Raw genomic sequence first — 15,931 nt, 5'->3', positions numbered from 1 at the left:
GCTTGGCGACGGTGATCCTGTCGGGCCTATCCACAGCGGGGGTGCGACATATTGGAATGCCCCCATGCACAAACATGCAGGGTGGGTCACGCATAGCGCATGCCTCAGGAATACAGACTTATATCTCACTACTTCATTGTGAACTAAGGAAAACGCCCGATTTACTTCTGCCAATGTATTGAAAACATGAGGTCGAATACAGTTTCGGCCAACAAACAGTATGGGCTATAGTTCTCGTCGACATCGGCAAACGCACGCGCGAACCGCGGACGTGGCCGTAATTGAAGCCTCGCCACATTCTGGCCTCTTTTCGGCCTTGGTTCGCCACATTCTCGGCTTGACCCGAAACCTGTCTGGCCCCCTCTTAATGGCTCCAACCACGGAGGGAAATTCATGGATACAAGCCAAGCGCCAGCAATCCTGACAGCAACCGGAAGTGTTCTGGTGGCTGTTACTGCGCTCCTGTGCGAGGTTCGACATTGGAGAACCAAGCGCAGACCGCGGCGGCGTGTTCGGGCGCAACCCCGTCCGCGTGCGCTTCTCTGAGCCCGGTTTGACTTCACGGGAGCGATCCGGCGACATGCAAGCTTGGCACGGATAACACCGTCGCCACCGACTCGGAGATGACCACAACGACGAGCCCTTAAACGCAAGAACCCGCCACGAAGGGCGGGTCCAAGGTCTAAGGCCGAGGCCAAAGAAGATCATCGATTGGCGTCATGATCCTCCCACAGCCTCGGCCCCACTGTCAACGCAGAAGGCGACTTCTGCGAATGCGGGCGGCTGCCCTGTGGATCGGTGCCTGGATCGGCGGGTCTCGCTGGAGACCTGAGACCGATGGAACGTGCTGTAGTCAGCGCGGCCGACGTGCTGCGCCTTGAGATCGAGACGGCCCCAAGGGCTTCCCTTCCAGAGGTTGGACGGCGGCTGTGGCAGGCCGTGACGGCAGGAACCGTCACCGACGACGAGGCCGAACACCTGGACGGGATCTTACGTGCGCGCGCAGGCGCTCCAGGAAGCTCCAGGACGGCGGCCGTGCAGATCGGCGCATGTCGGTCCATCTTCCCGCCCAAGCGCCGCCAGCGGGCTCCCGAGCGCACGGTACTGATCGAGCGGCGCAGGGCATCGGCGGCAGCCGGGTGGTTGCCCCCGGCGGTGGCGAGCCGGTTCACAGTTTCAGAGCAGAGCGTGCTGGCCGTGGTCGTGCGGGAGATCGCGTCGAAAGGAGCCTGTGAGTTGGCGGTGGACGCGGTCGCCGCGCTGGCAGGGGTCTCGCGCCGCATGGTGCAGCAGGCCCTGCGGATCGCCCACGATACCGGGCTGATCCTGATCGAGGAGCGCCGCCGCCATGGTGATCGCAACCGGACGAATCGGATCACCATCCTGTCGCGCGAGCTGGCCGCCTGGGTGAAACGTCGTGCGGGGGGTGGATGCAGGAAGACTCACCCCATGAGTAGCGAGGTTCAGAATCCTGCGGGACTGGTCCGCCTGGGAATACCGGGGAAGGGGCTTGGCGAGGAAGTGGGACGGCCGCGGCGCGGGAGGCTGGCGAACGAGCGGGTCCGAGATTCGTGAAAAAGTTTCGAGCGGAGGCCAGATCAGGCTGAATGGAACGCTATATACTAGCGAGAACACATTCTAACACTTCGTCCCGCTCCACAGTTCTCAGGAGGATACGGAAACGATATATTTAGGACAATACTATGCTTGTTTTGGGTTTAACTATGCTTCAATGGCAGATTATTTGTATGGTTGTTTTGACCTTCTCAGAGGCTATCGCGAATCTGATAAGAGCTTGTAGAAGCTAGAGAATCTGGTGGTCGGGGATTCCCGGCCACCCCTAGGTCGGTTCATTGAACTTGAACGGGCGACCCGGCCACTCGACGGTCGGGCCGTTCGATTCGGACTGCGTCTGCTCGGCCAGCATCTCGGCCCACGCGGCATGATGCTCTGCCAGCGCCTCCACGGAAGCCTCGTCGGTAAAGACGGCGACGGCGACGTTGACCAACTGTCGGATGATAGAGCTGCGAGAGGGGAGATCGGGCGAGCTGCGGCGCAGGAGATCGATCAGGGCGAGGATGTCGGGTTCGAGGCCGACGTTCACGGTTTCGAGGCGGGACATGAAGGATTCGAGGTTGCGGCGGGACAAGCCCGACCATGGGTTAATGATGTTTCGAGGATAGTAGTCGATCTACGACCATATAGATTGCGAGCTATATAGTTGCGCGCTATCTTGATTGGGCCGGCGGTTATCGCCCCTCAAGCGCGCCGGCTCCCCGCCGCATTTGCCTACGGGCTGCGGCGGGGTTCATGGAACCTTCCCAGCGGCTTGGCCGTTGCGGCGATATCTGCTTCCCGCGGCCAATGCGGTGACACCGATTCCGGTGGACGCTGTCGGCTGGCCGAAGGGGGAGGATTTTCGGGGGGATGCCCCCGACACTGGCGCTTGGTGATCGGGGCGGGCTCCAGCGGATATCAGGCCGGCGATCAGGCGGCCATCGAGGCCATCCACCGGATCGGCGGTCGGGCGACGAGGCGGATCAGTTCCCGCTAGATCTGCCAATCTACTACATGGGCATCGTAGGACATCAGGCGGCCCGTCGAGCTGCACGGCGGGCGTCTGCCCGATCACGGAGCTGTTTCCCGACCACGGCCGACAGGTAGGTCTCTGCGCGGATCTGCGCGCTATCGTCGGGATCGAGGCCGAGAGAGGCGTCAGTGATCCCATGGTCCGGCAACACCGGCATGGTGATCGGCGCCGGCACCCGCACGGGCTGGATCCATTCGGTGCGATCCACCAGGAGGTGCTTCGGATCGATGCGGCTCTCGAAGTTACGGCGGCGCGTCTCGTACTTGCGCCGCTTGGGCGGGGTGTCGGTCATTGGGTTCTCCTATCGGGATGGATGTCATTCGGCGGCGAGCAGCGCCCGCAACTCGGGATCGGTCTCGGCCCACTCGTCGCGGGCGGCAGCGGCGTTGAGGAAGAGCCCTTCCACGATGGCGAGGAAGGCGAGGGACCGGCCACCGGGGAGGTACGCAACGCGGTGCAGGTGATCGGCCATGGTCTCGGAGGGCACGTATTCGGGTGCACCCGCCTGATCGGCAGAAGGGTACGAAACGGGGTGCGTCTCGGTGATCGACCGGTCGAGTACGGAAAAGGGTGCAACCTGATCGGACCCCGTAGGGTACGCGTTGGGGTGCACGTCCAGGTCGCGTTCCGCCCGTAGGCGGTGCCGGCGCTTCCAGGATTTAACGGTGTTGGGGTTGAGATCGAGGGCCCGGATCAGCGCGGCCTGGGAATGCGAGCGCGGTGTTGCACCGGCAGCGGCCCGGCGACGACGCGCACGCTCTGCTCGGCGGGCGCGGTCGATCTGCTGCTTGGTCGGGGTATCGGGTTCTGAGCTGCTAGACATATCACCTACCGTCTTCATAACGGCATTATACCACTGATTTCATTGGCAAATCACGGGTGGTTGGCCAGCGCCGCTACATCGCTGGACGCGTCGGCACCGGTGTCGAGGTCGAGCAGATCCCGACCAGGAATGAGACGGAGACGACGTCGGTGATCCAGATCCGGCCGGAGTGAGGGGTGAGCGGATCAGATCCTGCCGCAGGCTGAAACCAGAGCCTGATCGGACGCAAAAAGCCCGGGGCAGGGGAAGGAGAGGAGGAGAGAGGGGGGGAAGGGGAAGCCCTTCTTCTTCATATGTAAGACGCTAGAGCGATTTCCTGTTTGTTTACAGCGGCTTCCATGTCTTTTGGCGATTGCCGTTTCTGGGCGGGTATGCCCGTCATTTGATGACCGGATCGACCGCCGCCGCGGCGCCGAACTGCTTCCTGATCTGCTCGTGCCAGTGCTTCACCATCAGCTCGTGGACCCGCCCGGCGTAGCGCTCCTGGACGATCAGCTCGTCATGCACCGGCAGGGTGACGATGTTCTCGCGCCGGGCTTCCTTCGCCACCTCGGAGAGGATCATCGCCTCCACGAACTGGCACTGGAGACCGGTGCCCTTGTAGAACTGGGAGCGGATCGGCTCGTGGGCCTGCTCCATGGCCTTCAGGATCGCGCGGGCGGCCTGCTGGTGCTCCGCGGTGATCGGCTGGTCCGCGCCTGCGAGCTTGCCGGCCATCGCCTCCACGCCCTGCTTGTGGGACACCGCGTTGAGGACGATCAGGAAGGCTAGCTTTGCCGTCTCACGGTCGATCCCCGGCACGGTGTAGGGGTCCCAGTTCGCCGGGTACGGGATGCCGGCGAGGGCGTAGACCATGCGCGGGTGCGCGGCACTGAAATCGAGCAGCGCGACCACCTCGCCATCGATCAGGATCTTGCGGCGCCAGGAGCCCGGCAGGTTCTGCGACCAGTGCCCGTAGGCCCGGCCGCCCTGCTTGAGCGAGCTGTTGTTGAACACCCGGTAGAAGGCGAAATCGCCCGTGTGGATGTAGATCGAGGCGCCGGTCGTCGTGACGTTGGGGATCTCGACGCGGCCGTCTGCGGTCCAAGTGACCGCCTCGTCGGCAAGCCCGATATCGGCGGCGTGCACCGATTCCGTCCAGGCCATCGTGTCGTCGCGCAGCGCGAGGATGTTCCGCGTCCTGGCATACGGCTCCGGGCGCTTCAGCTTGTCCTTCTGGATAATGCAGTCGGTCTGCCGGCGCAGGATGCGGGGCGCCTTGCTAGAGACATCCAGGAGCTGCGGCGTCGCCCAGAAGGTCGATTGCTTGCCGGTGCCGTTCGAGCGGAAGTTGCCGAGGTTCGTGTCGATCAGGCCGAGACCGGCGAGGTGATCGATCCCGCGCGTCACGGCCTCGTGGGTGAAGGCCAGATCGATGGCGCCCCTGCCGGTATAGAAGTTCCGGTTCCGGCTGTAGCTGGTCGCCCGCGGCTCGTATGAGGCCAGGACCGCTTCCGCCGCGGCGCTCAGGACAACCGTATCGACGTGCCGGTGACCGGTCATCGTCATGCCGATCTGCTCGGCGAATGCGGGGTCGATGGTGTTCCGCATGATGAACACGCGGTCGCGCAGATCTCCCGTAACCTCTTGCGCAATCAGCGCTTTCGTGCCATTGTCCACGTACCAAAACCCTTGTGCACCCCGTCAGCGTCTGGCCTCAGAAACGAGCCGCTGGCCGGGGCCCCTTTTTGGGGCGTAGTCACCGGATTTTTCCGGTTGACCGAATTGATCTGGCGGTCTAGAAACCCGAGATCGGCCTAGCACCGCGCGATTCGATGAATCGCACCGATCTCTGTACATGATCCGTTCCTCGAAATCAATCGGGCGCGGTCTATTGGCATGTCCGGAACGATAGGCTGAATCTATCGAAGCCCGGCGACCGATTGCTGATCACCGGGCCTCGTCCTGGTCATGCGAAGCCGTCGAAGTCGTGGACGCGACGGTTCATGTCGTCTTGGACAGCCCGTTGAACCTCGCTGGCGAGTTCCTTCGGACTCTTGTTGTGGCCGTTGATGTTGATGTGGTTGGTGGTCGTGTTGCCACCACCACCCTGGCCGCCACCACCCGATCCGACCGGGGCCTGCCGTAGAGGGGTGTCCTGGCCGAGCGACGCCTTCGATCCGAGTTCGGCCCGCGGGGTCACGTCGAGGTTCCCGAGGTTCGGCTTCATCGCGCTTGAGCCGAGGGACTGGGTGCGCTTCGTATCGGCCGCTACCCGTTCGGAGATCTGGTTGCTGCGCCTGATCGCTAGGGTGGAGGCTTTCTCCCACGAGACTGCCACCTCGTCGTTGGTGTTGCCGGCCAACATCTCCAATTCGAGCTGCCCGTCGCGGCCCGTGCGGGTCCGACCAGTCGAGAAGCCGACGTGGCCGCCAAGTCCGTTGTCGCCCTTGCCCCGGTGCTCGACCAGAACGTCACCCTTCTGGACCATGTCGGCGGTGATCGCCTTGCCCCAGTGAAGAAATGAGTTCGCCACGGCCGAGCCGGTGCCGGTCTGGCCCACGGCAGCGAGGCTCGCGTTGACGAATCTGCTGCACCAAGCTTGAGCGGCACCGCGGATACCGTGGCCGACGAATCCTTCGACCGCGGCGCGGTTGTTGGTCTCGCCCATGCCGATGAAGCGGGACGCCACGTCTACAGGGTTGCCGCCCGGCATCGAAGCCGCGACGTTGCCACCCGCGATGGTGCCGGTACGCCAGCCCTCGTGCGCCTGCATGGCGTCGAGGAGACGGCCACGCTGCTCCGGGGTGTACTGGGACATACGCTTGGACGGGTCATCCCCGCCCATCGCCGCAACGTAGGCCGGGACGTTGTTCTCGGAACCGGGCGCCCAACGGCGGATCGCCTGTCCGAGTGTCAGATCCTTGTAGCCCTTCGACTCGAACAGTAGTTTTTCTTGCGCTTTGCGACCATCTTCGTATGACTTAAACTTGGCAAAGCGGCCATCCGAGCCGATGGCGCCCATTGATTTAGCGAAGTTGCCGTATTCAAGATTTCCTGGATTGTTGTTTCTCCAAGATCTTGAGCCGCCGGACTTCTGATCAGGATCGCCATCGTTCTGGCCTTCGGCGCCGCCGCGTAGACGTGCAACATGACCGCGGATGCCGCGGTTGACCTGGGCACCCACCTGCTCGCCGCGCATGCCGGCGATCTGTCGTTGCCAGTCATCGAACGAGATCGCCCCAGCGGAAGCTGTCGTGCCCGCGCCGGCCCTGGTCTTGCCCTGCAACGCGGCCGTGTTGTCCTTGATCGCCTGGGTGAGCTTGCGCGGGGTCTCGGCGTCCCGTGAGGGCGGATCGACCCAACGTGGGCTGTCAGCCTTGCTCTGGTCGGGGGTGCCGCTATCCAACCAGCGTTGCAACGGCGCGGGTATCAGCTCGCCGATGATCGCCTTGCCGCCGGCCTTCAAGCCTTCCAACGAGAACGCCTGTTTCAGGCCCGACCACACCGCCGCTACCAGCGGGCGAACGGCAGAGAGCACCATGGTGGCAATCTCGCCGCGCATCGCCCCGATGCTCGCTGCCAAACCAATCACGAACCCACCCGACAGGATGCGAGCGACGCCAGCGAGGGCTCCAGCAACCGCACCGCCGCCGAGTCCGCCAGCAGCCGCGCCGGCACCGAGACCAAGCACACTGGTAGCGGCGCGGGTCACGTTGGCGAGGCCGAGCACGATGCTGGCGAGACCACCGAGCACGCCCATGACCGGAGCGAGGGCAACGCACGCGATGCCGAGGGCCAGGAACTGAGCCGTAAGCTTGCCCATCGACTCCGCGCCGCCACCACCGCCGAACATCCCGGCGACTGACGCCACGGCGCCTGCGATCTGACGGATGGCCGAACCGAACCCGCGGGCGAACTGGCCGATCTTCTTTCCTAGATCCTTAGCATTGGTCGGGACTAGCGACTGGAGCGCTTCCCTCCAGGAGTCGAAGCCGAGCCCCTGCCGCAGGCCGTCGAGCGCTTCGCGGACGTAACCGGAGATCCGGTCGTAATCCATCTTGCCGTGCAGGCCGAGAACGAAGGCGTTTACATCCCGTAAGATGCCGTCGAAACCGGCGCCAAAGCTTTCCCAGAAGAGGCTAAAGATCGTCTTCGACTGGTTCCAAAGCCCCTGCCAGCTTTGCATTTTCTTGGCGTTGGCTTCATCCAGGAACCCTGCATTTTTCGGATCTTGGATCGCGGCGTCGGTGGAGCGCATCCCGTCAATGCCGTTGACGATCTGGAGGTCTTCATCCGCCCACTGACCGCCCGACAAGGCATCAGCGACCTGTTGCCGGAGCTGAGCCGGCATGGTCCTCAGGTTGCCGAAGATCTGGTAGAGGACAGACTTGCCATCCTTGCCGGCGAACTTGCCCGCCATATCCCTAGCCGAGCCGAAGCCTAGCTTTCGCGATGCGAAATTCAGCTCCTTTCGCTTTTTCGGGTCGATAAACTTGTTGCCGCCTTCCAGGATCGAGCGCGCTAGAGCCGTGATGGCGGTGCCGGCCTTCCCGGGCTGGATGCCGACCGACTGGCCGCCCGAGACCAGCGCCACTAAGTCTTCCTCGGTGATGCCAGACGACATTGCCAGTACACCCTGAGCCCGGCTCAGACCTTCGATAATTTCATTCGATTGTGTCGGGTCTTCACGTGCGCCGATGGCGACCGCGTTCAAGGTCTTCTTCAGGCGGGCGGGAGTTGCAGCGGCGCCCATGTTTCGAGCCATGGTGCCGAGGAGACGTGTCGTCTTGGTGGGGTCAAGCTCTAGGCCGTTACCAGCCGTAAGGATGTTCGCAGCCTGCTCAGCGGGACTCATGAGTCCGGCCTTGCTCGCCTCCGTGAAGGCCCGGAGTGCATCGGGGACAGAGGTGCCGGTACGCACCGCGAGGTTGTCGAGACCATTAGGCCCGCGCCGCAGGGAGCGGATATCGGCCGCGGTGATGGCGCGCTTGCCGCCCTTGCCGTCCGGCATGTCCCCGAAGATCTTCAGGGCGGTCTCGGCCGAGTCCACGTCCATACGGGTGGATACGCCACGATCTACGGCTCGTTCGAGTCCGTAACCCGCGGCTGCGCCTGTAGCGGCAGCGGTGCCGGCCACCCGACCAACGCCCGAACGGATCTGACCAGCGCCGCGAGCTGCACGCTCCGCGGCCTTCCCCTGGGCGCGTGACAGTTCCTTGGCGTCGCTGATCGCCTTGCGGTTCGCCTTATCGCGGGCCTTTGCGGTCGCCTCAATCTCGCGACGGGCGGTGCGCTCCGCTTCAGCTTCGGCACGGGCACGCTCACGCATCATCCGCATCGAAAAAGTGAGCTGATCATTCAGGGCGCGACGCGTCTCGGCCTGCTCTTCCTTCACGCGCTTTGCGGCCGTCGACTCCTCGCGCGCCTTCTGAGCCTGCATGCGCTTCTCGAATGCGAAACGCCGCCGCAGTTCAGAGAACGTCATCTTCTCAGCGTCTAGGGCGGCATTCCCTCCACGCGCGGCGCCTGCACTAAGCTGTGAGCGAGCCCGCCCAAGGGACGACATGGGATTAGCCGCCGCCTTCAGGTCACGACCGAATTTCAGGATCTCGGCGTTCAGCCGCTCGAATTCCTCACGCAGCGCTTTGGCTTGGGCCAGATCGGTGACGCGAACGTCGACCCCGATCTCCAAATTCATCTTATCGTCGGCCATTCTTGTATTGTCTCGTTTTTATTGCGCACGCGGCAGTATTCGAGCAGATCAAGGGCGCGTCATGCGGTGCATTGTTGTTGGGATGGTCGGGGGAGGCCCGGTAAAACCGAGCGAAAAACTTGATACCCGCCGGGTCGATTTTGAAACTGCCAAAAAGGTTTTCAGGTGCAGTGTTTAGCGGTTAAATCGGAGCGGAATTTGATATACGGCATGTAGGTGTCGGCTGACCGGGGGCCCTGTCCTCACAAAAAAAGACCACCCCCCGCCATTTATATGACGCGTTGCATGCGTTCGTGCGCGGGCGTGCTGATCGAGGCGCCGGACAGATCACCACTCTAAATGATGGTGGGTATCTGATGCTGGCCGATATCTTCGGCAGTAGGGATTGTGAGGCTCTGTGTCCTAGTTAGGATCACATTCTTCGGGAGGCGATGTCCGTTGCGGTATGCTTGTGCGGACTCCACGGACACCACCGAAAAACCTGTCCGTAAGGGTTGCTTTAGTTCAACGTACATGCTTATATACGGACACCAGATCAACGGACGGATCTAAGCCATGTCCACCATCCTGTACGCGCGGGTTTCGACGGCAGAGCAGACCCTGGCCCATCAGCAGACCCAAGCCGAGGCCGCGGGCTTCGTGTTCGATGCAGTGGTTGCTGATCACGGGGAGAGCGGTCGGAAGCCGCTGCGGGACCGGGCCGAAGGTCGGCGGCTATTCGACATGCTGCGCACCGGGGATGTCCTGGTGGTGCGGTGGATCAACCGCCTGGGCCGCTCATATGAGGATGTCACCGATGTCATGCGGGAGCTGATGCGCCGGGGTGTCATCGTCCGGACCATCATAAGCAACATGACGTTCGACGGCGCCACGAAGGACCCGATGCAGCGGGCGATCCGGGATGCGATGATCTCGTTCATGGCCGCCGCTGCGGAGGCCGAACTGGAGGCCACCCGCGAGGCACAGAAGGCCGGCATTGCGCACGCCCGAGGGCAGGCAGAGCAGACCGCCTATCGGGGTCGCAAGCCCTCCTACACACGGGAACAGCTCACGGTGATCTCAGGCATGCTCGGCCAAGGCGCCGGGGTCTCGGCCATCGCCGCGGAGACGGGGCTGACCCGCCAGACGATCTACAGGGTGCAAGCCGATCCGGTCGAAGCCGAAGCCGCGTTGGCCCGCTGGTCTTGAACCACGGCCCGGCCAAGGTCACATATGAGTGGTGGGCGGCACCGACAGGTCCCCCGCAGGTTCAAGCAAAGCCCGCCGATGCCGAAGCGCTGCCCCACAGGGTGGCGCTTTTTCGTATCCAGGCACCTCAAATCAAATTGATGCGACTTGGAAATGTAAATAAATCTTTTTGAGGGTCGTCTGTCTGGTAACGACAGGTTTTCCGCCCCGTCGCAATGATCGAAGGCCCGCCCAACGGTTGTGATCAGCGGCCGTGTGGCGATCATTAGGACCGCGGGACGGATGCTATGGAGTATGGGACTCGAGCATCATGTTTTGGATGTCTGTCCCTTACGTGTCTCGGAGGATCGGCGGCCCCCGCTACGGGATGAACGCCCACAGCATATACGCGCCCGATGCCAGGGCGAGGATCATCGGACCGTCTTGGGTTATGCTGATGACCATAGCTCAGTCCTCTGACAGGTCCAGAGCGCCTTCATCACCTCCAGCGGCGAAGATCTCGGCGGCGGTCGGCTTCCTGCGCTTGGTCGGGATGACAGGTGCTTCCTGTGGCGTGTTGGCCGCCGGCTCGGCCAGGGGAACCGGGGCGTAGACCTTGTGCGGCCGGTGCAGTCCGAGATTGGTCGAGTAGGCGGCGCTGAGATCGATATCCCGACCAGAGACGATGGTGCTCAGCGTCGCCAGTACGGCAGGATCTGTCTGCACGTGGGCCGGCATCCGCGCGAGTGCGGTAATCACGCGGGCGGCCAGTTCTACGTCTACCGGGCCGCTGTCGCAAACTGGGCAAGAGCAGCGGGCGCGGGCTTGAAGCTTTGCGTTCTCGGCGGCGGCGGCGTTGCTGGCATCTATCAGATCTTGCGCCATACGTTGACGCTCTGCACGGACAGCAGCGCGTTCGTCGTATGCAGCGCTATTGGCGGAGGCCTTGTCTCGTTTCGTCTTCCAGCCCCGCTGAGGTCCGGGATTGCTCACTGCTTTATTCCCTTCCAGAAATTGGCATCAGCGGCCATGGCTTCGGCGGTCTCGGGATCACGCTTATAGAGAAGCATGATCTCCGACATGTTGTAGCCGCGCGCAGTGTCGGCGTTGACGAACGGGTTGTTCTTATCTGAGCGGCCATGGTCTGCCGTGTCAGTGCCGCTGCTCTTCAGCCAATCGATTGAGACTTCATCAAGGAGGTCCGAGACCGTCTTGTAGGCACCCTCGGAATTGCCGATCACGGGCACGCCGTTCCCGTCCACGACGACAAGGCGGCCATCCTCCAGCGAGGCAATCTGCTGATGGACCATGGCTTCAACGGACGCGGGATTAGGGAGCCGGCGGCGGGCAATCTCATCACGGATCGCACGGGAGCGCTGGTCTTTCAGGTTGGCTTCGGCCAGGGCCCTCTTGGTCTCGGCAAGCTCTCGCTGGAGCGCGGCCAGCCTCTGTGTTTCAGTCATTGGATTTTACCTTCGCATAGACGCGCGCCCTGTATTCGAGCGCGATGGAGCGCAGGAACGTCGAGACTGGGAGCCCCTTCACGCGGGCCATCGCCTTGAAGTCTTCGTGCGCATCTGCCGGGACGTGGAGTCGTACTTCTACGGGTGCCGCGTTTGGATGAACCTGCCGGCGGGTTGTCATCGGGCAGCCTCCCGAACGGCAAGTATGTTGTGGGGCCGGTCGAGCGTCACGGAGAGCTGGGAGCGGATATGCTCTGCCAGTCGGAGGCCCCTGGACTGGGCCTGCGCACGCAACGTCTCCAGCATCGTGGCATCGAGCCGGATGTTGAGCGTGGTCATGTGGATACCTTCGTAATAAACGCGAAAAACCCCCCGGAAAATCATCCGGGAGGCTGCTTCGCACAAAAGATTTGGATTGTAGCCGTTCTATACCATAAAAACGGCGTACTGTCAACTTACCATGCCTGGATATACGGATTAGCCGGCCACATCCGAGGAGTCATGACCCCGTTTTTAGGGTCGGTTGGGCTCAAAGTAAATCGAGTCGTAAATCATGTCCTCGGATCAGATCGGAACGACTGGCCGGGAGCATGCGCTACACACGAACCGCGCCTGGATCGCGTGGGCGGGCCTCATATCGACGTGACCGACGTGGCCGCAACTGCATTCGATCCGCAGGTTCATCACCCTGTCGGCCGGCGGCGTGATCGTAGGCGGACTGTCTCGGCCGCTGCGCCCGGCTTGGATCACCCGCGGCTCTCCGAACGCCTCCAGGGCTTCATCAGCGAGGCGACGCAGCTCGGCGCGGTCAAGCACGGAAAACCTGGGGCAGCCCGTCCAGGCGCAGGCGTTCGAGGTCGGCATCCCGGTCGAAATCAGCCGTCATAAGGCACAACCGGGTGAGCAACGCGACGCGCACGGGATCGGCGGCAGCCGCATCGAGGGCTTCGCAAAGCAACGACTCGAGCGTGTCGTCGTGGTCGGGCGGGGGGACGTGGATCATTGGTCTGTCCGATGGCGTGATGTCGTTATGGTGGTATTCCGCGGACGCGCCGTCAAGATCTTTCAGTATTTCTATAAATCTCAACCCTATGATCGGGCGTTGTTATTCATAGATGTACTTGCCGACCGCTCTGTGACGCGATAGCGATACGCGACGAGAGGATGATCAGTATGAAGTCGAGGGGACGGCGCGGCGTCGGGGCCGTGGTTACGGACAGGGCCGGCGAGATCTCGGTTCGGAGGCCGACGCGGGCGACGCTGCCCCGTTTGACGCTCTATGCGCATGGTGAGGTGGTTCGCGCCGTGCGGGTGGTGGCGGCGCAGGATGGCGTCCAGGCTCAGGAGATCTTGCGCCGGGCGGTGCGGGCGTACCTGCGGACGCGGGGGCACGCGTTCACCGACCTGTCGAAGGGCGTCTAGGATCGCCTAGGAGCCGCCTGGACGGGCGGTAGCGGTCTCGGCGCTGTCTCGGTGCCGGGATCGGCTGGCGGGCTTCCTGGGAGTATCCGTGGTCATCGACTCATATGACCACATGATGATATGCACACCCGATACGGCGGACACCGGGACAAGCGGACCACCGTTCACCCATACCAGTGGAAGGGCGTGAGAATGCACGTCGTTACGTTCGTGAGCCAAAAGGGGGGCAGCGGCAAGAGCACCCTTGCGGTGTCCCTCGCCGTGGCCGCGCAGCTCGACGGCCGGCGCGTGGCGCTTGTCGATCTGGACCCGCAAGGCTCGACGGCCGCGTGGGTAGATGCGCGGATGAAGCTGCGGGAATGGGTTTCCGAAGACTCCTGGCCGGCAGACATCCCGTTGCGCAAGGTCGGGGCGGCGCGGATCGGGGCATGGATCGAGGAAGCGCGGGCCAGGAACGCCGGCAACAACCTCTTGGTGATCATCGATACCGCCGGCACGGCCGACGACGACGTGGCGGCAGCGCTGCGGGGTGCGGATGCGGTGGTCATCCCCGTCCAACCGTCGCCGCAGGATATGCGCGCCCTGGGGCCGACCCTGAAACAGGTGCGCGACCACGCGGCCGGCAAGTTCGCGTTCGTCCTGTCCCGTGCGAGCCACCTACAGGTCCGCGAGAACGCCGAGATCGTCGCCGTCCTGGAGAAACACGGCCCGGTGGCCTGCACCGTCACGGATCGCGTCGAGTTTAAGCGCGCCATCGGTCTCGGATACGGGCCGCACGAGTCGACCACTACCAGCAAGGCGGCGGCCGAGATCGACGGCCTTTGGGATCATGTGAAACAGAAGATCGAGGGAGAGCCCCGTGGCTGATAGACCCCGCCCGTCCTACGCCGACATGATCGATCTGCCGGAAGATCCGGTGGAGGCGCCGAAGCCTGCTGCTGCACCCGTCCAAGCGGTCGAGGCCGAACAGCCCAAACCGACTGCGGTGGCGGTTGCGGGGCCGACTCAGGACCGGGGTGGGACCGCGTTGAAGGGTAGCGCGCCGACCGCGTACAGGCCGGAGACCAAGGCTAAGGCCGAGACGCCCAAGGTCGCGGCGCCGAAGCCGACCAAGGCCAAGGCCGCACCGTCCGTCCTGTCGCGCCGGGAGCACGCACGGTTGCGTCGTGAGGCGCCGAAGCCCGAACCGGCCGACTACGCGCAGCGCTCGCTTTACGCTCGGGAGGCGACGTTCAAGCTGTTCCGCGCTCTGGCGTACGAGAATGACGTAGCCGCGCAGCAGCTCTATCGCGAGGGCCTGTTTCTCGTCCTACAGAAGTACGGCAAGGCGGACGGACTATCGTTGGACGACATGTAAAGGTGGTCATGTGGTCATATGACCATATCGACATTGTGACATAGCGGAAAACCATAGGGGACCAGTATGGGTAGCCAGCGTGTCGTTGGTCCTGGTGACGCTGAACGTAAGGTTCTTGATCCTGATCACGTCGAGAACCTATCCGCAGCGGCCTCTGCCACGAACGGGGATCTGAGTTGGTCCGACGACGATCCCCGGCGGTATGGCTTGGACACGGCTCAGACGGAGGCGTTGCTGGTCCACACCCGACAGGATACCGCGGCAGTACACCTCCAGACCGTCACCATCACGAAGGCGGTCGCGCAGAACAACACGTTCATCCGCCGGATCCAGATCGGGATCGTCGTGGTGATCGCGCTCCAGGTCGCGCAGCTCAGCGGGTGCCACTGGGGCTGACCCGGCGACGGTCGTGCCGCCGGGCCTATGTCTCGGTTCAGCGGTGGCGATCCTCTAGGCGCAGTTGCTTATCGCGGTACGCCACCATGGTCGCCTTGAGCTTTGCGGCCTGCTCGGGGTTCTCGCGCGCCCACTGCTCGTATCGATTCACGCCTTCGACCACGACGCGCTGAATAACGGCGCCGACTTGTCCGGCGAACACCACGATCTGGCGCACCCCTTCCTCGAACACCGCGATCTGCGCGGCCGTGCGTCGGGCCTGGGCAGCGCGCATGTAGCGGTCCTCGACAGGCCACCACTTGGACAAGAGGCGCTTGTGGTCGTTCGGGTTGTTGATCCCGATCCGCCGCATCGCCGTCGTGGGGAACTTGAGTCCTGGGTTGGCTAAGAGGTAGTCGGCCACGCGCTCAAGGCTGGCGTAATCTGACTCGTTGAGCCGCGATGCATTACGCGGGCGGCCACGTTGCTTAGTGTTGGACATAGAAACCTCCTGATCTGCGAACAGAATGCAGGTTCTATCGGTTCACGTCTACAACTATAAATTCGCGGCCAAACCGACATAAATTCGGGTCTAGACCGCGATAAACACCCTGTAGATCAACTGCGGACAGGTGTTTCAGACCTCAAGGTACCGCCGAGCTTCCGAATAAATCTCCGTCATCTCGTCACTGGTCTCGTTCGGTCCGGTGATCGCCACCGCCCATTCATGGTTGAGGGGTCTTGGATCGACACGATGTCCGTTCTTCTGGGCGAGCCTGTCGATCACGTCGAGCGCGTCATTCTCGCCGGGACCCATCGGGATCAGGACGACGGTCGAGCCCATCACACCCTCAACGTTAACCCGACCGCGCCGCGCCGATGCACCGCCGTACAGTTATCCGCTACTGTCTAGCTTGGCGACGGTGATCCTGTCGGGCCTATCCACAGCGGGGGTGCGACATATTGGAATGCCCCCATGCACAAACATGCAGGGTGGGTCACGCATAGCGCATGCCTCAGGAATACAGACTTATATCTC

17 protein-coding genes are annotated in these 15,931 nt (G+C 63.0%); 6 read left to right on the top strand and 11 right to left on the bottom strand.

The window, feature by feature from the left end; genetic code table 11:
• Window positions 1-837: 837 nt before the first annotated feature.
• The gene (locus AAHG09_RS30875; protein ID WP_342112025.1) at window positions 838-1,575 is read left to right on the top strand and encodes a hypothetical protein; all 738 of its coding nucleotides are present in this window, start codon (window positions 838-840) and stop codon (window positions 1,573-1,575) included.
• A gap of 265 nt (window positions 1,576-1,840) precedes the next feature.
• On the opposite strand, the gene AAHG09_RS30870 is transcribed toward AAHG09_RS30875, so the two are convergent.
• From AAHG09_RS30870 to AAHG09_RS30850, 5 genes are all read right to left on the bottom strand, one after another.
• Entirely contained in the window at window positions 1,841-2,122 is a 282-nt protein-coding gene (locus AAHG09_RS30870) for a hypothetical protein (RefSeq protein ID WP_342112023.1), read from the bottom strand.
• Between the two features lie 466 nt (window positions 2,123-2,588).
• Complete coding sequence (locus AAHG09_RS30865) at window positions 2,589-2,882, bottom strand: hypothetical protein (protein ID WP_342112021.1); 294 nt, start codon at window positions 2,880-2,882, stop codon at window positions 2,589-2,591.
• A gap of 24 nt (window positions 2,883-2,906) precedes the next feature.
• Window positions 2,907-3,413 (bottom strand): hypothetical protein, encoded by a 507-nt coding sequence (locus AAHG09_RS30860; protein WP_342112018.1) that lies wholly within the window; start codon window positions 3,411-3,413, stop codon window positions 2,907-2,909.
• A 378-nt stretch (window positions 3,414-3,791) separates the two neighbouring features.
• Complete coding sequence (locus AAHG09_RS30855; RefSeq protein ID WP_342112016.1) at window positions 3,792-5,003, bottom strand: hypothetical protein; 1,212 nt, start codon at window positions 5,001-5,003, stop codon at window positions 3,792-3,794.
• Window positions 5,004-5,361: 358 nt separating this feature from the next.
• A complete protein-coding gene (locus tag AAHG09_RS30850) occupies window positions 5,362-9,108 on the bottom strand; it encodes a hypothetical protein (protein ID WP_342112014.1) in 3,747 nt (1,248 codons plus the stop codon).
• A 555-nt stretch (window positions 9,109-9,663) separates the two neighbouring features.
• Here AAHG09_RS30850 and AAHG09_RS30845 point away from each other — a divergent pair.
• Window positions 9,664-10,296: a recombinase family protein gene (locus AAHG09_RS30845; RefSeq protein ID WP_342112013.1), complete on the top strand. Its 633-nt coding sequence runs from the start codon at window positions 9,664-9,666 to the stop codon at window positions 10,294-10,296.
• Window positions 10,297-10,743: 447 nt separating this feature from the next.
• Here AAHG09_RS30845 and AAHG09_RS30840 read toward each other — a convergent pair whose 3' ends face one another.
• From AAHG09_RS30840 to AAHG09_RS30825, 4 genes are all read right to left on the bottom strand, one after another.
• A complete protein-coding gene (locus tag AAHG09_RS30840; RefSeq protein ID WP_342112012.1) occupies window positions 10,744-11,160 on the bottom strand; it encodes a hypothetical protein in 417 nt (138 codons plus the stop codon).
• A 104-nt stretch (window positions 11,161-11,264) separates the two neighbouring features.
• Entirely contained in the window at window positions 11,265-11,738 is a 474-nt protein-coding gene (locus tag AAHG09_RS30835) for a hypothetical protein (protein ID WP_342112011.1), read from the bottom strand.
• 177 nt (window positions 11,739-11,915) lie between these two features.
• Window positions 11,916-12,077, bottom strand: coding sequence for a hypothetical protein (locus tag AAHG09_RS30830; protein ID WP_342112008.1), 162 nt, complete (start codon window positions 12,075-12,077; stop codon window positions 11,916-11,918).
• A gap of 469 nt (window positions 12,078-12,546) precedes the next feature.
• Window positions 12,547-12,741 carry a hypothetical protein gene (locus AAHG09_RS30825; protein WP_342112006.1) on the bottom strand — a complete coding sequence of 65 codons (195 nt, stop codon included), beginning with the start codon at window positions 12,739-12,741 and terminating at the stop codon, window positions 12,547-12,549.
• Window positions 12,742-12,911: 170 nt separating this feature from the next.
• On the opposite strand from AAHG09_RS30825, the gene AAHG09_RS30820 reads away from it, so the two are divergent.
• From AAHG09_RS30820 to AAHG09_RS30805, 4 genes are all read left to right on the top strand, one after another.
• Window positions 12,912-13,160, top strand: coding sequence for a hypothetical protein (locus AAHG09_RS30820; protein WP_342112004.1), 249 nt, complete (start codon window positions 12,912-12,914; stop codon window positions 13,158-13,160).
• 192 nt (window positions 13,161-13,352) lie between these two features.
• Window positions 13,353-14,027 (top strand): ParA family protein, encoded by a 675-nt coding sequence (locus AAHG09_RS30815; protein WP_342112002.1) that lies wholly within the window; start codon window positions 13,353-13,355, stop codon window positions 14,025-14,027.
• Entirely contained in the window at window positions 14,020-14,517 is a 498-nt protein-coding gene (locus tag AAHG09_RS30810) for a hypothetical protein (RefSeq protein WP_342111999.1), read from the top strand. Before AAHG09_RS30815 ends, AAHG09_RS30810 begins: the two co-directional genes overlap by 8 nt.
• 207 nt (window positions 14,518-14,724) lie before the next feature.
• Entirely contained in the window at window positions 14,725-14,913 is a 189-nt protein-coding gene (locus AAHG09_RS30805; protein WP_342111996.1) for a hypothetical protein, read from the top strand.
• A 37-nt stretch (window positions 14,914-14,950) separates the two neighbouring features.
• On the opposite strand, the gene AAHG09_RS30800 is transcribed toward AAHG09_RS30805, so the two are convergent.
• Complete coding sequence (locus tag AAHG09_RS30800) at window positions 14,951-15,394, bottom strand: hypothetical protein (RefSeq protein ID WP_342111994.1); 444 nt, start codon at window positions 15,392-15,394, stop codon at window positions 14,951-14,953.
• A gap of 135 nt (window positions 15,395-15,529) precedes the next feature.
• Window positions 15,530-15,736, bottom strand: a complete 207-nt coding sequence (locus AAHG09_RS30795) for a hypothetical protein (RefSeq protein ID WP_342111991.1) — start codon at window positions 15,734-15,736, stop codon at window positions 15,530-15,532.
• Between the last annotated feature and the right edge of the window lie 195 nt (window positions 15,737-15,931).

The organism is Methylobacterium guangdongense (assembly GCF_038442355.1).
Classification (GTDB): Bacteria; Pseudomonadota; Alphaproteobacteria; order Rhizobiales; family Beijerinckiaceae; genus Methylobacterium; species Methylobacterium guangdongense.
This window is presented reverse-complemented; position numbering and strand designations above follow the sequence as displayed.

What these genes read in the sequence shown, in the direction of transcription:
- AAHG09_RS30870 (WP_342112023.1), bottom strand. Translation starts at nt 2,122, where the DNA reads ATGTCCCGCCTCGAAACCGTGAACGTCGGCCTCGAACCCGACATCCTC.
- AAHG09_RS30830 (WP_342112008.1), bottom strand. Translation starts at nt 12,077, where the DNA reads ATGACCACGCTCAACATCCGGCTCGATGCCACGATGCTGGAGACGTTG.
- AAHG09_RS30835 (WP_342112011.1), bottom strand. Translation starts at nt 11,738, where the DNA reads ATGACTGAAACACAGAGGCTGGCCGCGCTCCAGCGAGAGCTTGCCGAG.
- AAHG09_RS30820 (WP_342112004.1), top strand. Translation starts at nt 12,912, where the DNA reads ATGAAGTCGAGGGGACGGCGCGGCGTCGGGGCCGTGGTTACGGACAGG.
- AAHG09_RS30850 (WP_342112014.1), bottom strand. Translation starts at nt 9,108, where the DNA reads ATGGCCGACGATAAGATGAATTTGGAGATCGGGGTCGACGTTCGCGTC.
- AAHG09_RS30795 (WP_342111991.1), bottom strand. Translation starts at nt 15,736, where the DNA reads ATGGGCTCGACCGTCGTCCTGATCCCGATGGGTCCCGGCGAGAATGAC.
- AAHG09_RS30840 (WP_342112012.1), bottom strand. Translation starts at nt 11,160, where the DNA reads ATGGCGCAAGATCTGATAGATGCCAGCAACGCCGCCGCCGCCGAGAAC.
- AAHG09_RS30855 (WP_342112016.1), bottom strand. Translation starts at nt 5,003, where the DNA reads ATGCGGAACACCATCGACCCCGCATTCGCCGAGCAGATCGGCATGACG.
- AAHG09_RS30845 (WP_342112013.1), top strand. Translation starts at nt 9,664, where the DNA reads ATGTCCACCATCCTGTACGCGCGGGTTTCGACGGCAGAGCAGACCCTG.
- AAHG09_RS30865 (WP_342112021.1), bottom strand. Translation starts at nt 2,882, where the DNA reads ATGACCGACACCCCGCCCAAGCGGCGCAAGTACGAGACGCGCCGCCGT.
- AAHG09_RS30800 (WP_342111994.1), bottom strand. Translation starts at nt 15,394, where the DNA reads ATGTCCAACACTAAGCAACGTGGCCGCCCGCGTAATGCATCGCGGCTC.
- AAHG09_RS30875 (WP_342112025.1), top strand. Translation starts at nt 838, where the DNA reads ATGGAACGTGCTGTAGTCAGCGCGGCCGACGTGCTGCGCCTTGAGATC.
- AAHG09_RS30825 (WP_342112006.1), bottom strand. Translation starts at nt 12,741, where the DNA reads ATGATCCACGTCCCCCCGCCCGACCACGACGACACGCTCGAGTCGTTG.
- AAHG09_RS30815 (WP_342112002.1), top strand. Translation starts at nt 13,353, where the DNA reads ATGCACGTCGTTACGTTCGTGAGCCAAAAGGGGGGCAGCGGCAAGAGC.
- AAHG09_RS30860 (WP_342112018.1), bottom strand. Translation starts at nt 3,413, where the DNA reads ATGTCTAGCAGCTCAGAACCCGATACCCCGACCAAGCAGCAGATCGAC.